The 19695-nt window shown below is 70.7% G+C and carries 19 protein-coding genes, 1 tRNA gene and 2 pseudogenes; 11 read left to right on the top strand and 11 right to left on the bottom strand.

From position 1 onward, the window contains the following. Positions 1-109: 109 nt before the first annotated feature. Complete coding sequence (locus IH09_RS23530; RefSeq protein ID WP_190233383.1) at positions 110-502, bottom strand: hypothetical protein; 393 nt, start codon at positions 500-502, stop codon at positions 110-112. Between the two features lie 300 nt (positions 503-802). Between IH09_RS23530 and IH09_RS40145 the strand changes: the two genes are divergently transcribed. Continuing rightward, positions 803-1108 carry a site-specific integrase gene (locus tag IH09_RS40145; RefSeq protein ID WP_318279531.1) on the top strand — a complete coding sequence of 102 codons (306 nt, stop codon included), beginning with the start codon at positions 803-805 and terminating at the stop codon, positions 1106-1108. After that, entirely contained in the window at positions 1036-1401 is a 366-nt protein-coding gene (locus IH09_RS23535) for a tyrosine-type recombinase/integrase (protein ID WP_318279528.1), read from the top strand. Before IH09_RS40145 ends, IH09_RS23535 begins: the two co-directional genes overlap by 73 nt. A gap of 44 nt (positions 1402-1445) precedes the next feature. Here IH09_RS23535 and IH09_RS23540 read toward each other — a convergent pair. The 6 genes from IH09_RS23540 to IH09_RS23565 form a co-directional block, all read right to left on the bottom strand. Continuing rightward, positions 1446-1521: transfer RNA gene (locus IH09_RS23540), tRNA-Arg, on the bottom strand. 595 nt (positions 1522-2116) lie between these two features. Then, on the bottom strand, positions 2117-2626 hold the full coding sequence (locus IH09_RS39260; protein WP_190233384.1) for a hypothetical protein: 510 nt from the start codon (positions 2624-2626) through the stop codon (positions 2117-2119). Next, positions 2627-3052 (bottom strand): hypothetical protein, encoded by a 426-nt coding sequence (locus IH09_RS39265; protein WP_052859461.1) that lies wholly within the window; start codon positions 3050-3052, stop codon positions 2627-2629. Positions 3053-3385: 333 nt separating this feature from the next. After that, positions 3386-4489 (bottom strand): serine hydrolase domain-containing protein, encoded by a 1104-nt coding sequence (locus IH09_RS23555; protein ID WP_404827277.1) that lies wholly within the window; start codon positions 4487-4489, stop codon positions 3386-3388. Between the two features lie 236 nt (positions 4490-4725). Next, complete coding sequence (locus IH09_RS23560; RefSeq protein ID WP_190233385.1) at positions 4726-7143, bottom strand: FtsX-like permease family protein; 2418 nt, start codon at positions 7141-7143, stop codon at positions 4726-4728. After that, complete coding sequence (locus IH09_RS23565; RefSeq protein WP_052859463.1) at positions 7140-7862, bottom strand: ABC transporter ATP-binding protein; 723 nt, start codon at positions 7860-7862, stop codon at positions 7140-7142. The genes IH09_RS23560 and IH09_RS23565 overlap by 4 nt, the downstream gene beginning before the upstream one ends. 178 nt (positions 7863-8040) lie before the next feature. Between IH09_RS23565 and IH09_RS23570 the strand changes: the two genes are divergently transcribed. The 4 genes and pseudogenes from IH09_RS23570 to IH09_RS37795 all read left to right on the top strand — a co-directional run. Beyond that, entirely contained in the window at positions 8041-9273 is a 1233-nt protein-coding gene (locus tag IH09_RS23570) for a sensor histidine kinase (protein ID WP_052859464.1), read from the top strand. Continuing rightward, positions 9261-9896 carry a response regulator transcription factor gene (locus IH09_RS23575; RefSeq protein WP_052859465.1) on the top strand — a complete coding sequence of 212 codons (636 nt, stop codon included), beginning with the start codon at positions 9261-9263 and terminating at the stop codon, positions 9894-9896. Before IH09_RS23570 ends, IH09_RS23575 begins: the two co-directional genes overlap by 13 nt. Before the next feature lie 155 nt (positions 9897-10051). Then, positions 10052-10219, top strand: coding sequence for a hypothetical protein (locus IH09_RS39270; RefSeq protein WP_165484671.1), 168 nt, complete (start codon positions 10052-10054; stop codon positions 10217-10219). Between the two features lie 99 nt (positions 10220-10318). After that, a pseudogene (locus tag IH09_RS37795) lies at positions 10319-10558 on the top strand (amidase family protein); the annotation flags it as partial. Positions 10559-10683: 125 nt separating this feature from the next. On the opposite strand, the gene IH09_RS23585 reads toward IH09_RS37795, so the two are convergent. After that, a complete protein-coding gene (locus IH09_RS23585; protein WP_052859467.1) occupies positions 10684-11085 on the bottom strand; it encodes an SHOCT domain-containing protein in 402 nt (133 codons plus the stop codon). Between the two features lie 247 nt (positions 11086-11332). Here IH09_RS23585 and IH09_RS23590 point away from each other — a divergent pair, with 247 nt between their 5' ends. Next, positions 11333-11530 (top strand): DUF1049 domain-containing protein, encoded by a 198-nt coding sequence (locus tag IH09_RS23590; protein WP_242640641.1) that lies wholly within the window; start codon positions 11333-11335, stop codon positions 11528-11530. Positions 11531-11664: 134 nt separating this feature from the next. Here the strand turns inward: IH09_RS23590 and IH09_RS23595 are convergent, their stop codons facing one another. Beyond that, complete coding sequence (locus IH09_RS23595) at positions 11665-12552, bottom strand: LysR family transcriptional regulator (RefSeq protein ID WP_052859469.1); 888 nt, start codon at positions 12550-12552, stop codon at positions 11665-11667. A gap of 269 nt (positions 12553-12821) precedes the next feature. Between IH09_RS23595 and IH09_RS23600 the strand changes: the two genes are divergently transcribed. The 4 genes and pseudogenes from IH09_RS23600 (at position 12822) to IH09_RS23615 (ending at position 17471) form a co-directional block, all read left to right on the top strand. Then, positions 12822-13340, top strand: coding sequence for a MaoC family dehydratase (locus IH09_RS23600; protein ID WP_052859470.1), 519 nt, complete (start codon positions 12822-12824; stop codon positions 13338-13340). Continuing rightward, the gene (locus IH09_RS23605) at positions 13337-14194 is read left to right on the top strand and encodes an HpcH/HpaI aldolase/citrate lyase family protein (RefSeq protein WP_052859471.1); all 858 of its coding nucleotides are present in this window, start codon (positions 13337-13339) and stop codon (positions 14192-14194) included. Before IH09_RS23600 ends, IH09_RS23605 begins: the two co-directional genes overlap by 4 nt. Further along, the gene (locus tag IH09_RS23610) at positions 14191-15603 is read left to right on the top strand and encodes an acetyl-CoA hydrolase/transferase family protein (RefSeq protein WP_205379307.1); all 1413 of its coding nucleotides are present in this window, start codon (positions 14191-14193) and stop codon (positions 15601-15603) included. Before IH09_RS23605 ends, IH09_RS23610 begins: the two co-directional genes overlap by 4 nt. Positions 15604-15727: 124 nt before the next feature. After that, a pseudogene (locus tag IH09_RS23615) lies at positions 15728-17471 on the top strand (pyruvate dehydrogenase). Between the two features lie 39 nt (positions 17472-17510). On the opposite strand, the gene IH09_RS23620 reads toward IH09_RS23615, so the two are convergent. Both IH09_RS23620 and IH09_RS23625 read right to left on the bottom strand, forming a co-directional pair. After that, on the bottom strand, positions 17511-18761 hold the full coding sequence (locus IH09_RS23620) for a M6 family metalloprotease domain-containing protein (protein ID WP_052859472.1): 1251 nt from the start codon (positions 18759-18761) through the stop codon (positions 17511-17513). An 87-nt stretch (positions 18762-18848) separates the two neighbouring features. Further along, a complete protein-coding gene (locus IH09_RS23625) occupies positions 18849-19547 on the bottom strand; it encodes a rhomboid-like protein (RefSeq protein WP_052859473.1) in 699 nt (232 codons plus the stop codon). Positions 19548-19695: the final 148 nt, after the last annotated feature.

Genomic DNA, 19695 nt, shown 5'->3' on the forward strand with positions numbered 1-19695 from the left:
GGCCCGTCGCACCCAAAGTCACGAACCCACGCCAGCTGATGGACCATCAGCCGAGCACACTCCAAAACAGAGCTCTGACCAGCAGCGATAGCGAACTGCGGCTGGAGTACTAAGCCCTACCGTGCTGGCTCGGAACTGCGAGGTGTAGCTGCTGGAGGCCGTACAGAGCAGCGTGGAACGCAGCAGCGAGCTCCCGCGCCTTCTCCTCGCTCTCGATCTTCCACAGGGAGATGTAGTCATCCTCAACGTTTGCCTGCGTCACCGTGCCAGCAATCACCAACGCTTCAGCCGCAGACCGCAGGGCCGTCATCGCCTGCTCTGGGACAAAGGGCTTGCTGCTGGCCATGGCGTCGAGTTCCACCTTCCAATGCCGCCCCTGACGAGCGATGCACACAAAGATCGCGTCGTTGGTCTGGGCACTTCTATAGGCCGCATGGTGGGCTTCCGGCTTGGTGCAGTCGGGGATGAGGGCGGCTTGGAGAGGCATTCCAGGTGTCGGCATGCCCCCATGGTTGCAGGCGCTCACTCCGTTATTCAGGCGAACGCCCGTCTCGTCACTGCCAACCCCGCATCGCCTGCCAGAGCAGGTCCCCGAAATGAGGCTCGAGCAGGATCGGGGCCGACGTGAATGGTGCCCACACAGGTCAAGGTGGTCGGGGTGGGGCTGTGTTGGTCTGGTTGAGCGAGGTCATGGGGCCGCGCTGTCGCGTTTCGCGGGCTCCGCCGCGGCGAGGCGTGCGGGCAGAAGTGGACCGACACCAATCTGGACGCCGGTCTCCTCACCGTCGCCAAGCAACTCGTCGTGGATGGCTGGGAGGTCTACGAGGACGACCCCAAAACCGACGCCGGCGCGCGCACCATCGCGCTCGACGCCGACACGGTCCAGGCCCTCAAGCGGCACCGTGCCCAGCAGGACAAGGGCCGTGAGGAGTGGGGGAGCGCCTGGGTGGAGACCGGCCGCGTCTTCACCCGCGAGAGCGGCGAGATGCTCCACCCGGCCAACGCCGGTTCATCGAGCTGTACGAGGAGATCGGCCTGCCGCCTGTCCGGCTCCACGACCTCCGCCATGACGCCGCCACACTGGCCCACGCCGCCGGTGCCGACCTGAAGGACATCCAGGAGATGCTCGGCCACTCATCGATCACCATCACGGCCGACACGTACACGAGCCTGCTCCCCGAGGCGGATCTGGCGATCGCCGAGGCCGCCGCTCGGCTCGTGCCACGGGCCCGTGCCGTCTCCGAAGTCGCGGCTTCCGCAGCGGCGCCCGAGCCCGACAAGGCGCGGGATGCCGTGCCGGTTGATGCTGATCCGTCGGGCGATGTTCGGGAGGCCAGCTCCCCGTCCGCTCACGCATCGCTCACGCAAGCGGCCCCGGACGAGAAGTCCGAGGCCGAGTAGGGCCCCTTCCTGGGGGAGAAGCCCCAGGTCAGGGCGGTAATGCCTGGTGCCCCCGGCAGGATTCGAACCTGCGACACCCGCTTTAGGAGAGCGGTGCTCTATCCCCTGAGCTACGGAGGCGGGGGCCTGTAGGAATACTTGAAGAAAACCCGGAGAGTGGATCTTCCGCTAGGAGTACAAGCCCGCTGGTCGGACGAGGTGTGGCACCTTCCGTGTTCTTGCCTGGACGGGTGGTGCGGCGTACCAGTGGCCAACCAGGGACAGCCTAGCGGATACGGGTTGAGGGGGAGGTCCTGTATCGGGTTGGTTGGGCGGGGCGCTCCCGGCAGGCTTCTGACCTGCTGATTCTTTGGTGTGCGGGTGGCCGGAGGGGAAAGGATGCGTGATCGGCGCCGGCGATTTATCCGTTCCGGGTGTTCTGTCGGTTGCCGGCGAGGGGCGGTGAGTGCGGTGCGCGACCGTGTCCCGCCATGAGTCGAACGGGAGTATGGGCGCGAACGGGATGCCGCGACGGCTCGCTTGCTGCTTCCTGGGGCCCATGGGCCAGGTTTCGCCAAGGGGCGCCCGGATTGCCCGGGTGTCCCTCAGGTGCGGAGGCACGGAGCATTTGTCAGTAGGAGTTGCCGGTGGAGACCGCCTTCGCCATTACTCCTTCTTGTCCTCGGCCCCGGCCTCTTCGTCAGGTTCGGTCGGGGGCGAGGGCACTTCGGGTTCGTCAGCCGGTGTGCTGCCATCGGGCGTGACGCGGTTGGCGAGGGTGATGGTCATTGGCCGGCCTGCCGCGGACAGTCCGGTCAGGCTTTCCTTGACGTGGTCGTGGAGAACGGTGGCCAGGTGTCCTGGTCGCCGTCTCCCTCGGATGCGGTTTCCTTGACCGGTGCAGGGTGATCAGGAGCGCGATCGAGGAACGTCCGGACAGCGCAGCGCGGACCCGCTTTTCGCCCTGGCCGAGGACCTGGGCCGGTACCCGGAAGTGCGGCTGCCGCCCGGCGTGGGCCGTGCTGAACTCCCAGGCGTCCCGGTGGCACAGCACCGTCGAGGATGAGGCCCAGGCCGCTTCCCGCAGCATCGCGCCGTGCCCCTCGCTCACCTCCACCGCGGTCTTCGCGGCGGCGGCCTGTTCCGTCCCGGCCCGCAAGGAGGCGGTCTCCTTGCGCAGGGCGGTCAGCTTGGCGTGCAGTTCCTCCCTTGCGTTGTCCGCCTGCTCGCGTAATCCGCCGAGCACCTAGGCCATGCGCGCCAGCCGGCATCGCGGGCGCTTCTTGCCCAGCCACCCATGGTCGGCCCTGAAGCCGACGAGAACATGCAGGGGTTCAACGAACACCCTGTCCTCGTCCTGGGGAGATACCCAGACGCCGTCGTCGCGGCGGCCGGCGATGTCGAACTTGCTGTCGTCGGTGGTGTTGGCGAAGAAACGCGGATGGTTGTCGGCAGGCCATTTGCCGGCCTGCTTTCCGTGTCTGAACGCTTGGAGCAGCCGTTGTCGTTCCGATCTTGAGGGGCGTGTCTCGAAGGGGAGTCTCGATGGGGTGGTTGTCGCCGGCTGCGGGCATGAAGGCAGGGTCTCTTGGCGGCTCGGAGGTGCGAAGCCGACCGAGATCCAGGAGGCCCTGTTGCCGCGGTTGTCCGTGCTCGTGCCGGTGGAGTTCAACTCGGCTGCTCCGGCGTGTGATTGTGTCGCTCACCGGTTCGGGAATGCGGTCGATCGCCCGGAGCGTGTCCGGCGGTATCCCCAGGACATGACGGGCGCGGAGTGAGCCGTGGTCCGGTCGCTGCTGCCGGGGCCTGGGATCCGGGCGCGGACAGAGCGGCGCGGCTCGGTCGCCCGGGGCTCCCGGCCAGGTCCGAGGGAGGCGTACATCTGGCGTGCCGGTGTCCGCCCTGCGTGCTGGTCAGCACCTGAACATTTCCACGGGACGGGGCCGGGGCCGCCGGTACGCGTCGGCGACCCCGCGGGCCGTCTTCCCGCCTGTCTCTGCCTGGATCAGCGGCACAGCGCCGTGTCGACGGCGGCCTCCACCCGCCGGGAGGCCGCACCCGTCGGGGTGGTGGTTACCGTGATGGCGGCGGCGCGCCCGTCCTCCGTGACGCCTCCTCGTGTCCGGTATCCCAGGGCGGTTCCGCCGTGGCCCCAGTAGACGCCGCCGCATGACAGTGGCGTGCTGGTCAGGCCCAGTCCGTAGCGGACGCCGGGGCCGCGCTCCTCCGCGGGGACGGTGGTGCGCATCTGGGCGAGCTGGGCCGGGGGCAGGAGCCTGCCGCCGAGGAGGGCGGCGTAGAAGCGGTTGAGGTCGCCGTTGGTGGAAACCACCTCACCCGCGGCCCACGCCATGGACATGTCCATGGTGGTGTAGTCGATCAGAGGTCCGTCGTCCGTTTCCCGTTCGTAGCCCTTGGGGTGGGGCTCGTGGAGCGTCGTCTCTCCGGGGGTGGGGAAGTAGGTGTGGCGCAGTCCGATGCGGTCGATGATGCGCCGGTTGATCTCCTCGCCCAGCGGGCGGCCGGTGACCTTCTGGATGATCAGGCCGGCGACCAGGTAGTTCGTGTTGCTGTACTCCCACTTCGCGCCCGGGGCGAAATGGGCCTTCTGCGCGAGTGCGCCGTCGAGGAGCTCGCGCGGCTCGTAGTACCGCTGCGGATCCTTGAGGATCGCGCGCTTGTCCAGGTAATCGGGCAGGCCGCTGGTGTGCTGGAGGAGTTGGCGGACGGTGATGTGGTGTCCGTCGATTCCCTCACCGCGCAGCAGGCCGGGCAGGTAGGTGTCGACGGGGGAGTCCAGGGCGAGTTTCTTCTCGGCGACCAGTTGCAGTGCGACCACGGCTGTGAATGCCTTGGTGTTGCTGCCCGCGCGCACCTGTCCGTCCTTGGGTACCTTCGCCCCGGTCTTGAGGTCGCCGACACCCGCGGTGTAGTTGTGCGTCCGGCCCTGACGGTCCGTGACGCTTGCCAGTGCTGCGGGCATCCGGTCGTCGGTCACCAAGGCGTTCAGGCTGCTTTGAACGGTGTCCGGCCTAGCGGCGGAGGCCGTGGACGGGAACAGCGCACCGGTGGTCATGACGGCCCCGGTGAGCACGGTCACGGCCAGCAATGCCTTACGCCGGCCACCTCGCGAAAGAGCGGGACGAAACCTCGGCGATACACGTGCGTGCATGGAACAACTCCTGTCGGTAGGGAAACAACATCAGTGGGTCAGGGAGAGGTGGTCGTGGTGCGACGGGCCTGCCGGTGGCTCGGCCTGTGATGGTCGCGGCGCATGAAGGAACGGCCCTCCCCTCGTGCCCCCGCCCGAGGACGGGGAGTTGGGTGAGGCGGGACCTGGTTCCGCTACGTGATGCGAGGAGACCTGCGGCGGCGCAGCAGCCGGCGGGCGGGCAGCATGACGGCCGCCGTGCCCGACAGGAACACCGTGCCGAGTACGGCCGCGCAGACCGAGGGCGACACCGACAGCGCGGACAGACCGGTCACCGCGCCGCCGAAGGTCAGCAGCGTCACCGCCGCGACCAGGGAGCCGACGGCGGCCCCCGTGCCGAGTACGAGGCAGGTCTCCAGCCGCAGCATCGCCAGAACCTGGCCGCGGGTCGCGCCGATGAGCCGGAGCAGCGCCAGTTCACGACGGCGGGACGCGGTGGCGACGGCCAGCGTGGTCACCACGCCGATCAGGGTGAACAGGGAGATCGCCGCGACTGCGAGCAGTCCGGGCAGGCCCTCCTGGCGTGCCTTCTCGGTGAGGGCGGCGCTGTACTGTCCGGCGGACGTGGCACGGGTCCCGGGGAAACGGTCGAGCACCGGCCGCAGGTCGGCCGCTCCCTTCACCAGGAGGTAGTCGTCGTGGCCCGCGTCGGTGACGTGGGCGGCGACCACGTCGTGAGGCAGCAGGACATCCCCGAAGCCCTGTCCCCGGTCGTAGACGGCCACCACCTCGGGGCGGATCACGGTGCCGTCCCCGAGCCAGAGAGACGCGGTCGAACCGACCTCGGCCGCGCTGGCCACGTTCGAACTGAGCGCGACCGTGTTCTTGCCGCGCAGACCCTTCAGCGAGCCTGCCCTCACGCCCGGGTCCAGATTGGACAGTGCGCCCTTCACACCTTGGGTGGGCAGGGACTGGAGCTGGGCCGCGACCGACATCACCACGGTGGTGCGTTTCACCGCGGTCACGGTCCCCGGCCCGGCCGTCCTTTCCGCCGTCCGGTACATGGCCCGGGGCACGCCCGGCCCGTTCGAGACGAGGACCTGGTCCGCGTGCAGCCCCGCGGCTGCCTGCGTCCGGGTGGCGTTGACCGCGGTGGTCTGCACGAACAGCTGGCTGGCGCCGAAGGAGAGCGCGAGCGCGATCGGCGTGATCACCGATGCGAGTCGCACGGCCGCGGCGGTGGCCGTGTCGGTGGCGAGCCGGCCCGGGACCGGGAACAGGAGGCGTATGACGGGGCTGAGGACGACGATTCCCCCTCGGGCGATCGAGGGACCCAGGAGGGCCGCCGCCCAGATGAGGGAGAGCACGAGTCCGCCCATGGCCGCGGTCGCCACCTGCCCGCCGAACGCGAACGCGGTGGCGGCCGAAGCGAGACCGACGACCAGGAGCACCAGGCCGGTGATCACGCGCCAGCGCGGTAGCCGAGTCGGTTCGGCGGAGGTCTCGCTCACGGCCTGGGCCGGCCGGATCCGGGATACGCGTCGTGCCGCGAGCCAGGCGGAACCGACCGTGGTGAGCACCGTGAGCGCCAGGGCACCGACGACGGGAAACGGTCCCAGAGCGAGCCCCAGCCCCTGTGGCAGGACCCCCTGCTCGGCCATGAAGCGGTGCAGCAGGGTGCCGAGCCCGAGCGACAGCAGACCGCCCAGGAGCGACGCCGGGACCGCGACCTTGAGCGTCTCGCGGACGATCACCCTGCGGACCTGCCGGGGGGTGGCACCGATGGCGCGCAGGACGGCGAGCTCGCGGGTCCGGTCCCGCACGGACGTGTCCAGGAGACCGGTCACGATCAGCAGCACCACCAGGAGGGCGACACCGCCGATCGACGCACAGACGCCGATCAGGTCGAGTCGTGCCGCCGCCACCTCCGGGTTCTCGACGTCGCCACGGCCCGCGCCGGTCGCGACGACGAGACCGGGGGCGGCTGCCCGCAGCGACTGGGCGGACGTCTCCTTCGTGCCGAGCACGACCAGCGCGTCCGCGCGCTCGGGACGGCCGCTGAGGACCTGTGCCGTGTGCTGGCCGAACCAGACATCGCGGCCTGCGCCGGACCCGTCGGCCACCAGACCGGTGACGCGGTAGGTTTCCGGCGCCTTGCCGCCGACCTGGAGACGGACGGTGTCCCCGACGGCCCGGCCGCTGCCGGAGTCCACCGCGACTTCGTGTTCCGCCTGCGGGGCCCGGCCGGCACGCAGTTCGACCTCGGTGAGCGCGGTCGCGTCCCAGCCGCGGCCGGTCCGCACGGCCCCGTCCGCGGTGACCACCGGCAGGGAGACGTCCGCGACCACCTCGGTGACCCCCGGTGCCGTGCGTACCCGGTCCGCCACCGATACCGGTACCCGGGCCCGTTCCACCAGCGGCCGGACATCGGTCTGGTCGTCCTTGACGACCTCGACGCGCTGGCTCGCGGCGACGACGGCCACGGCGTGCTCATAGCGGTCGGCCGATCCGTGCGCCCGTAGTGCGGACTCCAGCAGGACCCCGAACGCGCCCGTCAACATGGCCGCGCACACCAGTGCCACCGCCACTCCGGCGGCGATACCGCGCCTCACAGCGTCCCCCAGTGGGCCAGGACGGTTGCGGCGGAGGGAGCCGTCAGCTCGTCGACGATCCTGCCCTCGCTCAGGAAGACGACACTGTCGGCCCAGGCCGCGGCCACCGGGTCGTGGGTGACCAGCACGACCGTCTGCCCCATCTCGTCGACCGCGTCACGCAGCAGCTTCAGGACGTGCTCGGCCGACCTCGGATCCAGCGCGGCCGTCGGCTCGTCGGCGAAGACGATCTCCGGGCGGGTGACGAGCGCTCGGGCGACCGCCACACGCTGCTGCTGGCCGCCGGACAGACGTGCCGGGAGCCGGTCCAGGTGGCCGGCCATCCCCACGCGGTGGACGACTTCGTCCAGCCAGCGCCTGTCCGCCCGGCGGCCGCCGAGGGACAGCGGGAGGGTGATGTTGCGCTCGACGTCCATCGAGGGCATGAGGTTGTAGCCCTGGAAGACGAACCCGATCCGTTCGCGGCGCAGCCGGGTCAGCTCCGTCTCGCTGAGCCCTCCCATGTCCAGATCACCGAGCCGTACCGTTCCGCCGCTGGGCCGGTCGAGACCGGAGGCGCAGTGCAGGAAGGTGCTCTTGCCCGATCCGGACGGACCCATGATCGCGGTGAGACTGCCCTTGCGGAACTCCCGGCTGACCCCGTCCAACGCGGTCACCTCGCCATAGGACTGGGAGACCTCCTCCAGGGACACGGCGAACGGCGTGGCCCGGGTCGTCATCGGTTGCATGATGGGTCCTTCGGTTCCTCGATCGGTCAGAACGGGTACCGAACGTAATCGCGCAAGCCGAGCGGACGGCAGCGGTCCCTCTCCCGAACCGGGGGTGTAGCGGGCTCCACCTGCCAGGTGTAGCGCGCACTTATGACAGAGGAACACCCGTGACGTACCGTCCTTATCCATGGACCTGAAGGCAAGGGCACTCCACAGCCTGCGATCCGCGAGGTATCTGCTGGGTGGGCTCACCACCGCTCTGCCTTCGCTGGCCGGTTACGTTCTGTTGCCGCTTGTCTGCTTCTCGTTGATCTTCGCCCCGGTCCTGCCGTGGGCGGTGCGGCCGTTGCGCGCCTTGACCGATGCCGAACGCCGCCGCGCCGAACGCGTTCTCGGCCGCCCCGTGCGCCGGCCCTACCCGACGCCCGAAGGCAACGCCTACCAGCGGACGCTGCAACTGCTGCGGTTTCCGGGTACCCGCAAGGACGTGGCATGGATGCTGGTTCACGGCACCGTGGGGCTCGTCCTTCCCGTCCTCGTCCTGGGAGTGCTGCTCAGTCTGCTGCTGACACTCTCCATCCCGCTGTGGTGGTGGACCGTTCCCGGCGGAACCCTCACCCTCCTCGCGGCCCCCCTCACCACCTGGATGCAGGCGATCGTCCTGTCCGCGGTGTGTGTCTGGCTCTTCGCCGCCCTCTTCTTGTGGCTGGCCCCCGCCGCGGTGAAGCTGGAGACGCGGATCGCCGAGATCATGCTCGGCACGTGGACCGGCGCCGGCCGGCGGATCGAGGAACTGACCGCCTCGCGCGCGGGAGCCCTCCAGGCCCACGAGGCGGAACTCCGACGGATCGAACGCGACCTCCACGACGGCACCCAGGCGCAACTGGTGGCGGTGGCCATGCGCCTGGCCCTGGCCGAGCGCCGGTTCGACAAGGACCCGCAGAGTTCCAGGAGAATGGTGCTCGACGCCAGGACCACCGTGGACGAAGCACTTGTCCAGCTGCGCACCGTCATCCGAGGTATCCACCCGCCGATCCTTTCCGACCGGGGACTGAACGGAGCCATCCGCTCCCTGGCCGCAGGCCGGCCGATCCCCACCACCCTGGATCTGCCCGAGACCGACCACCGCCCCCCGGCCGCCGTCGAGGCAGCCGCCTACTTCGTGGTCGCCGAGGCGCTGACCAACATCGCCCGGCACAGCGACGCGAGCCGTGCCCAGGTGTCGCTCCGGTACGACGGGCCCACGCTGCGCGTCGTCGTGCGGGACGACGGGTGCGGCGGGGCCGCACCCGGCTCCGCCTCCGGCAGCGGACTCGCCGGGGTACGCCGACGGGTCGCCGCCCTGGACGGTACGACGAGGATCGACAGCCCCGTCGGTTCCGGAACGACGATTGAGGTGGTGCTGCCGTGCGGATCGTGATCGCGGAGGACAACGTCCTTCTCCGCGAGGGCCTGATTCTGCTCCTGGAGGATGTCGGGCACGAGATCGTGGCCGTCGTGGGAAGCGGGCCCGAGATTGTCCCCACCCTGCTCGAACACCGGCCGGACGTGGCCGTCCTGGACGTCCGGCTGCCACCCGGCTTCCGCGACGAGGGGCTGCGAGCCGCCATCGAGGCCCGGAAAATCATTCCTGGCCAGCCGCTCCTGGTGCTCTCCCAGTACGTCGAGGAGAGCTACGCCGCCGAACTGCTCGGACAGGGCGCCTCGGGGATCGGCTACCTGCTCAAGGACCGTGTGGGGCACATCGAGGAATTCCAGGACGCGCTGGAACGCGTCGCTGCGGGCGGAACGGCACTGGACCCCGAGGTCGTCTCCCAGCTGATGAGCCGCCGGGACCCGCTCGACGCACTGTCCCCCCGGGAACGTGAGGTTCTCGGGCTGATGGCGCAGGGCCTGGACAATCCCACGATCGCCACGACCCTGTTCATCACCGAACGTTCCGTCAGCAAGCACATCGGCAGCATCCTCGCCAAGCTGAACCTGCCGCCGAGCGACAGCGGCCACCGCCGGGTCCTCGCGGTGCTCGCCTACCTGAACGCCTGACCTGCGTACCGCACGGGTGTAGCGGGCTACACCTCCGGTTCGGGGGAACGGTCCGATGTGCCGACCGGGGGCACGGGGAGAAGGTGGACGATGTAAGAGATCCCGCCCCTGCCGCCCACCGGGCCGCCGGGGGCGCACAACAGGAGGAACCCCTGATGAAGCCCGTGCTCTGGCTGCTGCTCTTCGTCTCCACGGTGGCGGCGGTCTACGTCAGCACCTTCGCCCACTACACCGGCACCATGAGGGTCCTGGCCGGAGTCGGCACCGGCGTCGTCTTCGTCGGATCGGCGCTGGGACTGTGGCTGACCAGCGGCAAGAAGTGACCCTTAGCGGCGAGAGCACCTGAGGAGGGGGTGTCCGGCAGCGAGCCGGACACCCCCTCTTCCTGCGTGCTGCGGAAACCGGACACCACCTCAGGAGGTGTGGTCCGCACCCCTCCCGAACGGGGAGCCATCCCTGTCGTTCGGAAAAGACGCCGTTCATCGGCTCTTTTGTGCGGACGCGGGGGCTTCCTTCCCGCGCCGCTATGGAGTGCCACTGGCGGCCAGATCCGTAACCCTTACGTACTCGACCGGAGCCCCTGCGGATCGTCCAGCGGCTGCGCAGTCGCCGCCGCAGCCGTCCTGGCCGCTGCGACCATCGGCTCCGAGACCGACGGCTCGTCGCAGATGAGGGTGAGGGAGCCGGTGAAGCCCTCCTCCCGCAGCGTCCCGGCGGCCCGCGGGCCGGCCAGGGACGCGCCCACCGCCTCGTCCGCTCCCGTACAGGACAGGCCCCCGCTCCCGCCTCAGGACAGGAGTTTGTCCTTGGCCTTCTGGTACTCCTCCTCGCTGATCGCGCCGCCGGCCTTGAGGTCGGCGAGTTTGGCCAGTTCGTCGGCGTGGGAGACCGGGCCGCCCGCGGACGGTGCGACGGCCTCGCGGATGTACTGCTTGACGGCCGCGTCGGCTTGCCGTGCCTGTTCCCGCTCGCGTGCGGCCATCGACTTCCCGCGGAAGATCACGTAGAGCAGGACGCCCACGAGGGGCAGCACGATGACCAGGATGATCCACCCGGCTTTGGCCCACCCGTTCATGTCGTGGCTGCGGAAGAGATCGCTGAGGACCTTGAAGAGGAGGAAGAACCAGAGGATCAGCAGGAAGAACTCCAGCAGGGTCCAGGTCAGGCTGAGCAAGGGGTAGTCGTGCACCGTCGCCTCCCGTGCGGGGAATCACTCGACAGAAGCGGACAAGCCAGACCTATCAGGTGTGCGGTGCGTCGGCGAGCGCTTGCCGATGGTATGTCCGCCATTGGAGGCGGGGGCGGTATGTCCGCTATCGGAGTCGGGTCGGCGTGCGGGCCGCGGGTGCCGGGGGCACGATGGAGGTATGGCAGGCAAGAGTGGTCGGTCGGCCAGGAGTGACCGGTCGGCGAGTCCGTGGGTCAGTGTGAAGGGCGTGGCGATCACCAGCAGGGCCGTGGGGCTGGTGGTGCTGGCGGTGGCCGGGGTGTGGTTCATCGCGGGCAATACCCAGTCGGTGCGGATCCGGCTGTGGGTGCCGACGGTGTGGGCGCCGCTGTGGCTGGTGCTCGCGATCACCGCGGTGGTGGCGCTGGCGTTCGGCTGGTTCCTGCACCGACGCCGCTCCAGGTAGCGGCCTCGCGCCGAGGGGAACCGGGCGGCCCGGCGCTTCAGCGTCTCGCCGCTCACCGGCACGCCGCTAGCCGGAATGCCGCCCGCGCCTTCGCCTCCGCCGTACGGGCAACTCCCGCTCCGCCGTACGGTCAACTACCGCTGCCACACCGTCCGTTCGGCGATGAAGGCCCGGAAGTTGCGGACGGCGGGGGTGGTGGGGCGGGTGCGGTGCCAGGCGGTGCCGATGGTGCGGTGGGCGTCGGCGTCCGTCAGGGGGACGAGGGTGAGGCCCTCGGGTTCGGCGGTGCCGGGGTCGCGGGGGAGGACGGACACGCCCAGGCCGGAGGCGACCAGGCCCCTGATGGTGGCGATCTCGGTGGCCTCCATGGTGATGGCGGGGGTGTGGCCGGCCCGGGAGAACAGCAGGTCGGTGGTCTGGCGGAGGCCGAACTCCGGCCTGAGCGTGATGAATTGCTCGGCCGCGGCGTCGGCTATGGACACCTCCTCGCGTCCGGCCAGGGGGTGCGCCGCCGGGACCGCGAGCCAGAGGCGCTCCTCGCACAGCGGGTGCCAGGCGAGGTCCGGATCGGCCGGCTCCGGGCTGGTGATGATCAGGTCCGATCCGCCGTCGCGCAGGCTTTGGACCACCGCGTCGGCCGCGTCGGAGTGCAGCAGGAACTGCGCGGTCGGCGCCTGCTGCCGGTAGGCGCTGATGAGTTCGGGGATCAGCCAGCGGCCGAAGGAGTGCGGGAAGGCCAGCGAGATGGTGCCCTGCTGGGGATCGAGCATGGTCGCGATCCGGTCCTCGGCGGTGGAGATCTCCTGGAGGGCGCGCCGGACGTGCTGCTGGAAGACCTCGCCGCGCGGGTTGAGGTGGAGCCGGTGGCGGTCGCGGTCGAAGAGCGGCGTACCCAGTTCCTTTTCCAGGCGGTGCAGAGCGCGGGAGAGCGTGGGCTGTGTGATGTGCAGCATCGCGGCCGCGTCGGTGACGTGCTCCGTATCGGCCAGGACGAGAAACCAGCGCAGCTCAGCGACGTTCATCGGCCAATTATGCGTCATGTGAATGAACTCGGTACGCGGGAGTCATTTTTCAAACGGGCAGGTGCGTAAGAGTCTTTATGGCACAGGCGCCGGGAGCCACCCGGGGCCGGTTCAGGAGGCTGACCACAGTGTCCGACCAGCAAGAACGTGAAGTTTGTGAGAGTGCAGTCAGTGACGTGCAGGAGGGGGGAGTTGACGAAAGGGGAGTTCCCGGCGGTGCTCAGCGGGGGCGTACCGGGACGCCTGCCGAACCGGCGGGCGCCGAGCCGGTGCTCTCCTGGCAGGGGCGTTATTTCGAGGATTTCACCGTCGGTGATGTCTATCGGCATCCGCTCGGCCGTACGGTCACCACGACCGACAACATTTGGCTGACGCTGCTCACCCAGAACACCGCGCCGCTGCATTTCGACGCGTATTACGCGGCGCAGACCGAATTCGGGAAACCGCTCGTCGACTCCACCTTCACCCTCGCGCTGGTGACGGGCCAGAGCGTCACCGATATCTCCCAGCATGTGATGGCCAACCTCGGCTGGGACAAGGTGCGGCTGCCGCATCCGGTCTTCGAGGGCGACACCCTCTATTCGCAGTCCGAGGTGCTGCTGGCGCGCCGCTCGACGTCCCGCCCCGAGGTGGGTGTCGTGACGGTGCGGACCGTGGGGTTCAACCAGCGCGGTGAGATTGTGATCGTCTTCGAGCGCACCCTGCTCGTCTACCGGCGCGGCCACGGCCCCCGCTTCGCCGACGTCCGCCCGGTGTGGGACGAGCGCTCCCGTAAGGCGCTGTCATGAGCGCCGCGGGGCGGGAGCGTTCCTGGCTCTTCGTGCCCGGCGACCGGCCCGAACGGTTCGCCAAGGCGGCCGCCTGCGGTGCCGACGAGGTGATCTGCGACCTGGAGGACGCGGTGGCCCCGGAACACAAGGACGCCGCCCGCCGCGAGGTCGCCCGCCGGCTCGCCCCGGGGCCGCGGCAAGGGCAGCCGCAAGGGCAAGGACCGGGCCGGGGAGGCGGTTTCGCCTACGTACGGATCAACGGGGCGGACACCGCGCAGTACGCCGCCGATGTGGCGGCGGTCGCCGAGGCACCCGGACTGCGCGGGGTGGTGCTGCCCAAGAGCGAGCAGGTCGACCAGCTCCACGCGCTGATCGCGGCGCTGCCCCGGCACGCCCGGGTGATCGCCCTGGTCGAGACGGCGCTCGGGGTGCACCAGGCCACCGCCTTGGCCAGGGTGCCCGGTGTGCACCGGCTGGCGTTCGGTTCGGTGGACTTCGCGCTGGACGTGGGCGCGCGGGACGAACCGGAGCCCCTGCGGTACGCGCGTTCCCGGCTGGTGCTGGCCTCGCGGGTGGCCGGTATCGCGGCGCCCCTGGACGGTGTGACCACCCGGCTGGACGCCCCCGACGTGCTCGCCGCCGACGCGCGGGCCGCGCGCGGGATGGGCTTCGGCGGCAAGCTCGCCATCCATCCGGCGCAGATCGACGGCATCAACGCGGCGTTCGGGCCCACAGCACAGGAACGGGACTGGGCCGAGCGCGTGCTGACCGCGGTGCGCGAAGCGGGCGGCTCCGCGATCCGCGTGGACGGCCAGATGATCGACCGGCCGCGCGTCGAACTCGCCCGGCGGCTGCTGGGGAGCGGGGCATGAGCGGACCGGCGGGCGCGGGCACCCCTACGGTGGGCACCCCCACGGTGGGCAATTCCATGGCCGACGCCTCCATGGCGGGCACCTCCACGGCGGACCTCGGCACGGCGGACCTCGGCGAACGGACGGCAGGCATGACCACCACGGACGGACCGGGCCGCCCGGAAGACCTCCTCGCCCACCTGCGGCCCGGGGCCGACCTGATCGTCCCCATCCAGCTCGGTGAGCCGGTGACCCTCCTGGACACCCTGGAGGCCCATGCCGGCGAACTCTCCGGCGTACGGGTGCACCGGATGGACCCGGTGGCCGAACGCGCCTACATACGCGGCGAGTACGGCGACCGCCTGCGGCATGTGGACTACTTCCTCGGCCCCGGCTCCCGCGCGGCGTACTGGCGGGGCACCTGTGAGCTGGTGCCCAATCACTTCAGCGAGATGCCGCGGGTGCTGCGGCTGACCACCGAGCGGCCCATCGTCCTGGCGGGCGCGAGCCTGCCCGACGAACACGGCTACTTCAGCCTCGGTACGAACGCCGACTACACCGCGGCGTTCATCGGCGAGGCCCCGTTCTTCCTGGAGGCCAACGCGCACATGCCGCGTACCTTCGGGCAGAACCAGGTGCACATCAGCCAGGTGCTGGGCTGGTGCCGTGCCGACCGAGAACTGCCCGAGACCGCGCCGCCGGAGCCGGACGCGCGCGACCGCACCATCGCGGGCCTGATCGCCGAGCGCATCGGCGACGGTTCCTGCCTCCAGGTCGGGGTCGGCCGCATCCCCGACGCGCTGCTGGCGTCCCTGACCGGACACCGCGATCTGGGGGTGCACACCGAGGCGCTCTCCGACGGGATCATGAACCTGGTCGACCGGGGCGTGATCACCGGGGCGCGCAAGGTGCACCACCGCAATCAGCATGTGGCCACGTTCTGCGTCGGCTCCCGGCGGCTGCTGCGCTGGCTGGACGACAACAGCGCGGTCTGCCTGCTGCCGGTGGACCGGGTCAACGACCCGCGCCGGGTGGCCCGCGAGCCCCGCTTCGTGTCGATCAACGCGACGAGCGAGGTCGATCTCCTGGGGCAGGCCGCCAGCGAGACCATCGCCGGACGGTACTGGTCCTCCTCCGGCGGCCAGGCCGACTTCGCCAGGGGTGCGATGTACTCGGCCGGCGGCCAGGGCTTCCTGGTGCTGCACGCGGCCACCGGCAAGGGGGTGAGCCGGATCAATGCCTCGCTCACCCCGGGCAGCGTGGTCACCACCCTCAAGAACACCGTCGACAACATCGTCACCGAGTACGGCGTCGCCGCACTGCGCGGCAAGAGCCTCGGCGAGCGCGCACGGGCGCTGATCGCCATCGCCCACCCGGACCACCGCGACCGGCTGCGCCACGACGCGCGCAAGGCCGGCCTGCTGCACTGAGCGCCGTCGCACGCGGCCCCGCTCGCACCCAGCCCCGTTCCACCCAGCGCCGCTCCACCGAGCCCCGCTGCGCCGGACCGGCTCCACCGAGCCGGTCCGGGCCACCGCGGAAGGACAGGAAGACATGAACCGGACCGTCGCCGAACACCTGGTGACCACCCTGCGCGAGGCGGGCGTCCGCCACATCTACGGACTCGTCGGGGACAGCCTCAACCCCGTCGTCGACGCCGTACGCCGCACCGAGGGCATCGAGTGGGTGCACGTCCACAACGAGGAGGCCGCGGCCTTCGCGGCGGGCGCCGAATCCCAGCTGACCGGGCGGCTGGCGGTCTGCGCCGCCAGCTGCGGCCCCGGCAACACCCACCTCGTCCAGGGCCTGTACGACGCTCACCGCAACGGTGCGAAGGTGCTGGCCATCGCCTCGCACATCCCCTCGCGCCAGATAGGCACCGGCTACTTCCAGGAGACCCACCCGGAGCAGCTGTTCGCGGAGTGCAGCCACTACTGCGAGCTGGCCAACAGCCCGGAGCACGCCGGGCGGCTGCTGCACATCGCGATGCAGCACGCGATCGGCCGGTCCGGCGTCGCCGTGCTGATCCTGCCCGGTGACATCGCGGGCGCCGCCGCGGCCGGCCCGCGCTCGTACGGTCGGCCCGTTTACGAGCGGGCGGCGTCGGTGCCCCCGCAGGCGCAGCTCACCGCGCTCGCCGAGGCCGTCAACCAGGCCCGTACCGTCACGCTCTTCGCGGGCAGCGGGCAGCGGGCAGCGGGGCGCGCACGACGAGGTGATGCGGCTCGCCGGGCAGCTCCAGGCCCCGGTCGGCCATGCGCTGGGCGGCAAGGAGTGGATCCAGTACGACAACCCGTACGACGTGGGCATGAGCGGACTGCTCGGCTACGGCGCGTGCTACGAGGCGACGCACGAGGCGGATCTGCTGATCCTGCTGGGGACCGACTTCCCGTACGACGACTTCCTGCCCGGCGGGAAGACCGCGCAGATCGACCACGACCCGATGAAGTTCGGGCACCGCACGCCCGTCGATCTCGCCGTGCACGGTGACGTACGCGAGACGATCCGCGCGCTGCTGCTCCTCCTGGAGCGCCGGACGGACCGCCGGTTCCTCGACAGGATGCTGCACCGCCACACCAGGGCCCTGGAGCACGCGGTCGCCGCCTACACCCACGACATCGAGCGCCACACCCCCGTCCACCCCGAGTACGCCGCCTCGCTGCTCGACGAACTCGCCGCCGACGACGCGGTGTTCACCGTGGACACCGGGATGTGCAACGTCTGGGCGGCGCGCTATCTCACCCCCAACGGGCGGCGCCGGGTGCTCGGTTCGTGGCGCCACGGCACCATGGCCAACGCGCTGCCGCAGGCGATCGGGGCGGCCCGCTCGCAGCCCGGACGGCAGGTGGTCTCGATGTCGGGCGACGGCGGCCTCGCCATGCTGATGGGCGAGCTGCTGACCGTGCGGCTGCATCAACTCCCGGTGAAGATCGTGCTGTTCAACAACGCCTCGCTGGGCATGGTGAAGCTGGAGATGCTGGTCGACGGCATCCCCGACTTCGAGACCGATCACCTGCCGGTGGACTTCTCGGCGGTCGCCGCGGCGCTGGGGATCGCCTCGGTACGCGTCACCGATCCGGCGGAGCTGCGGGGCGCGCTGACGCGGAGCCTGGGCGCGCCGGGCCCGGCCCTGGTCGAGGTGGTCACCGATCCGAACGCGCTCTCCGTGCCCCCGAAGATCACCGCCGCGCAGCTCAAGGGCTTCGCCCTGGCCACCGGCAAGATCGCCCTGGGCGGCGGGGTGGGCCGGATGCTCGATCTCGCGCGCAGCAACCTGCGGAACATCCCGCGCCCGTAGTCCGTAGCCCGTTGGTACGCAGCTGCACCCCGGCCCGCCTCAGCCGCGCGCCGGGGTCACCCGTATTCGGTAGGTGCCGTCGCGGTTCTCGGCGAGGACGGTGACGGCGGCGCCGCTGCGGCGGTCGGCGTAGGTGGCGCCGGGCCGGAAGGTGGCGTCGGTCAGCTCGCGGTCGACGTATTTGTCCCCGGTGAAGCAGCCGCCGCTGTGCGGGGTGGCGTCCACGATGCGGAGCGGGCCGTGGCCCGAGGGGACGTCGGTGGCGACGCGGTAGAGCAGGATGCCGGGGCGGCAGACCGTTGGGTCGAGCGGGCCGCGGACCCGGGCCTCCGCGACGAGGGCGGTGTGGGCGCCGGTCGGGATCACGACGATCTTGGTGCCGCCGGGGGTGGAGATCGGGGTGAGGGTGTGCTCCGCGGGTGTCCCGCGCGGCGGCGCGCAGTGCACCTGGCCGGCGGCCAGCCAGCCGAGCTTCCACTTGTGCCAGCCGAGGAAGTCGTTGCTCGGCCCCCAGTCCTCGTCCATCGGGTCCCAGTGGCCGACCAGGGGCGCGGCGTTGCGGCCGTCCGTGTGGTAGAGGTCGGGGAGGCCGAAGGAGTGGGCGTTCTCGTGGTTGAGGACCCGGAAGGCGTTCTTCCCGGCCTGCCGGCTCCAGATGAACGTCGCGTTCCGGAAGGGCGCGCCGGCGGCCGTCCGCAGGCCCATGTCGCCGCCGCTGAAGGTGACCGACAGGACCGTACGGTCCGCGGGCGGGCCCGCGTTGGGCGTGGCCAGGATGTTGACGACGTCGTACGCGCGCAGGTCGACCGAGCCCTCCACGGCGCGCACGATCTCCCGGGAGAGGGCGTGGTAGCCGGTGTCCGACGCCGGGTCGAAGTCGGCGCCGCGCCCTATGCCGTACGCCGCGAACGGCCGGGACATGCGGATCCACTTCAGGAGGGGCGTGGCGCGGTAGACGAGCCGGTGGTACGAGCTGGCGTGGAAGAAGTCCGCCGCGGCCGGGAAGAACTCGGCGAAGCGGGCGCTCGGGGTGAGCGTGGCGGGGGCGTCCGGGAAGTCTATGAAGAGGGTGAGCGCCCGTACCGTGCCGTGCGAGGGGGCGTAGCCGGCGGGGGTGGCCGCGGACTCGGCGACGTTGTCCTGGATGCCGCGCAGGGCGCACGGTCCGCTCGGCGGGGCGGTGTCCGCCGGGGGTATCGCCTCGGCGCTGGGCGGTGCGCCCAGCGCCAGGGCGGCGGCCGCGGCGGACGCCGCACCGGCGGCCAGCGCCGCGGATATCTTGTGCTTCATATCGATCACCCTGTGTCGGCGGATGATCGCCCGCGCGCGGAATTAGGTCATCTGGAGGCATGCCCCCCCTGGCGGGCGCCCCGGCCGTCAGGCGTGCCGGACCGGTGGCCGGGTGTGCAGCGGGGCTATCGGGCTCCACTCGTCCGGGCGGTCGTGGACGAACGGGTAGCAGGCGAGCCCGATCAGTACGGAGGCGAAGTGGCCGACGTCGGTGAAGGTGCGGCCGCTGAGCAGCGGGGCGGCGTAGAAGGCCAGGACGCCCAGCAGGTAGAGATAGCGCCAGGGGCTGGCGATGCGGTAGGTGAGGACGGCGACGATCCCGGCGAGGGCGTAACTGACGCCCACGTCAAGGGTGTTGACCGCGGAGCGGGATGCGGCGCCGGTGTGGATGGCGAGCGCCAGGACGCCTTCGCTGAGGTAGGTCGCGCCGATGTGCGCGGTGAGCAGGACGGCCAGCCAGCGCCTGGTGCCCAGCCAGCGTTCCGCGGGGACGTGGAAGACGTTGTAGAGCAGGGCGTAGTAGGGCCAGCCGCCGCCGTCGAGCCACAGGGCGCTGGTCAGCAGCACCCGGCCGGGGGAGCGCACCAGGTTGTGGATGTTGGTCGAGCGGCGTTGCAGGAAGCGGTCGACGACATCGGGCGGCAGATGGCGCACGACCATCGACGTCAGGAGCAGCAGCGCCAGCCAGATGTAGGTGCCGGGAGCGCGGCGGACGTAGGCCCGGATGCGGGTCCAGGTGGCGGCCCCGGCGGTGCGGAGGGCGGCGGGCCAGGACCTTCGGGGCATGTGCGACAAAGTACCAAGGTGGTGGTGGGGCGGGGTGGGGCGGTGGGCGTGCCGGAGGGGGTGGCGCGTGGTGTGGGAGTGGTGCAGGTCACGTCCTGGTGTGAAATATCCGGGGACCGCCTCCCCGTTTAACCAGACGTTCGCGTGA

Source organism: Streptomyces celluloflavus (genome assembly GCA_000720995.1).
In the GTDB taxonomy this organism is placed as follows: domain Bacteria; phylum Actinomycetota; class Actinomycetes; order Streptomycetales; family Streptomycetaceae; genus Streptomyces; species Streptomyces celluloflavus.

Bases quoted from the DNA above. Each gene is read 5' to 3' on its own strand.
- IH09_RS23530 (WP_190233383.1), bottom strand. From the start codon at position 502: ATGCCGACACCTGGAATGCCTCTCCAAGCCGCCCTCATCCCCGACTGC.
- IH09_RS23565 (WP_052859463.1), bottom strand. From the start codon at position 7,862: ATGACGACCCGGGCCACGCCGTTCGCCGTGTCCCTGGAGGAGGTCTCC.
- IH09_RS23570 (WP_052859464.1), top strand. From the start codon at position 8,041: ATGGACCTGAAGGCAAGGGCACTCCACAGCCTGCGATCCGCGAGGTAT.
- IH09_RS39270 (WP_165484671.1), top strand. From the start codon at position 10,052: ATGAAGCCCGTGCTCTGGCTGCTGCTCTTCGTCTCCACGGTGGCGGCG.
- IH09_RS23595 (WP_052859469.1), bottom strand. From the start codon at position 12,552: ATGAACGTCGCTGAGCTGCGCTGGTTTCTCGTCCTGGCCGATACGGAG.
- IH09_RS23605 (WP_052859471.1), top strand. From the start codon at position 13,337: ATGAGCGCCGCGGGGCGGGAGCGTTCCTGGCTCTTCGTGCCCGGCGAC.
- IH09_RS23610 (WP_205379307.1), top strand. From the start codon at position 14,191: ATGAGCGGACCGGCGGGCGCGGGCACCCCTACGGTGGGCACCCCCACG.
- IH09_RS23620 (WP_052859472.1), bottom strand. From the start codon at position 18,761: ATGAAGCACAAGATATCCGCGGCGCTGGCCGCCGGTGCGGCGTCCGCC.
- IH09_RS23625 (WP_052859473.1), bottom strand. From the start codon at position 19,547: ATGCCCCGAAGGTCCTGGCCCGCCGCCCTCCGCACCGCCGGGGCCGCC.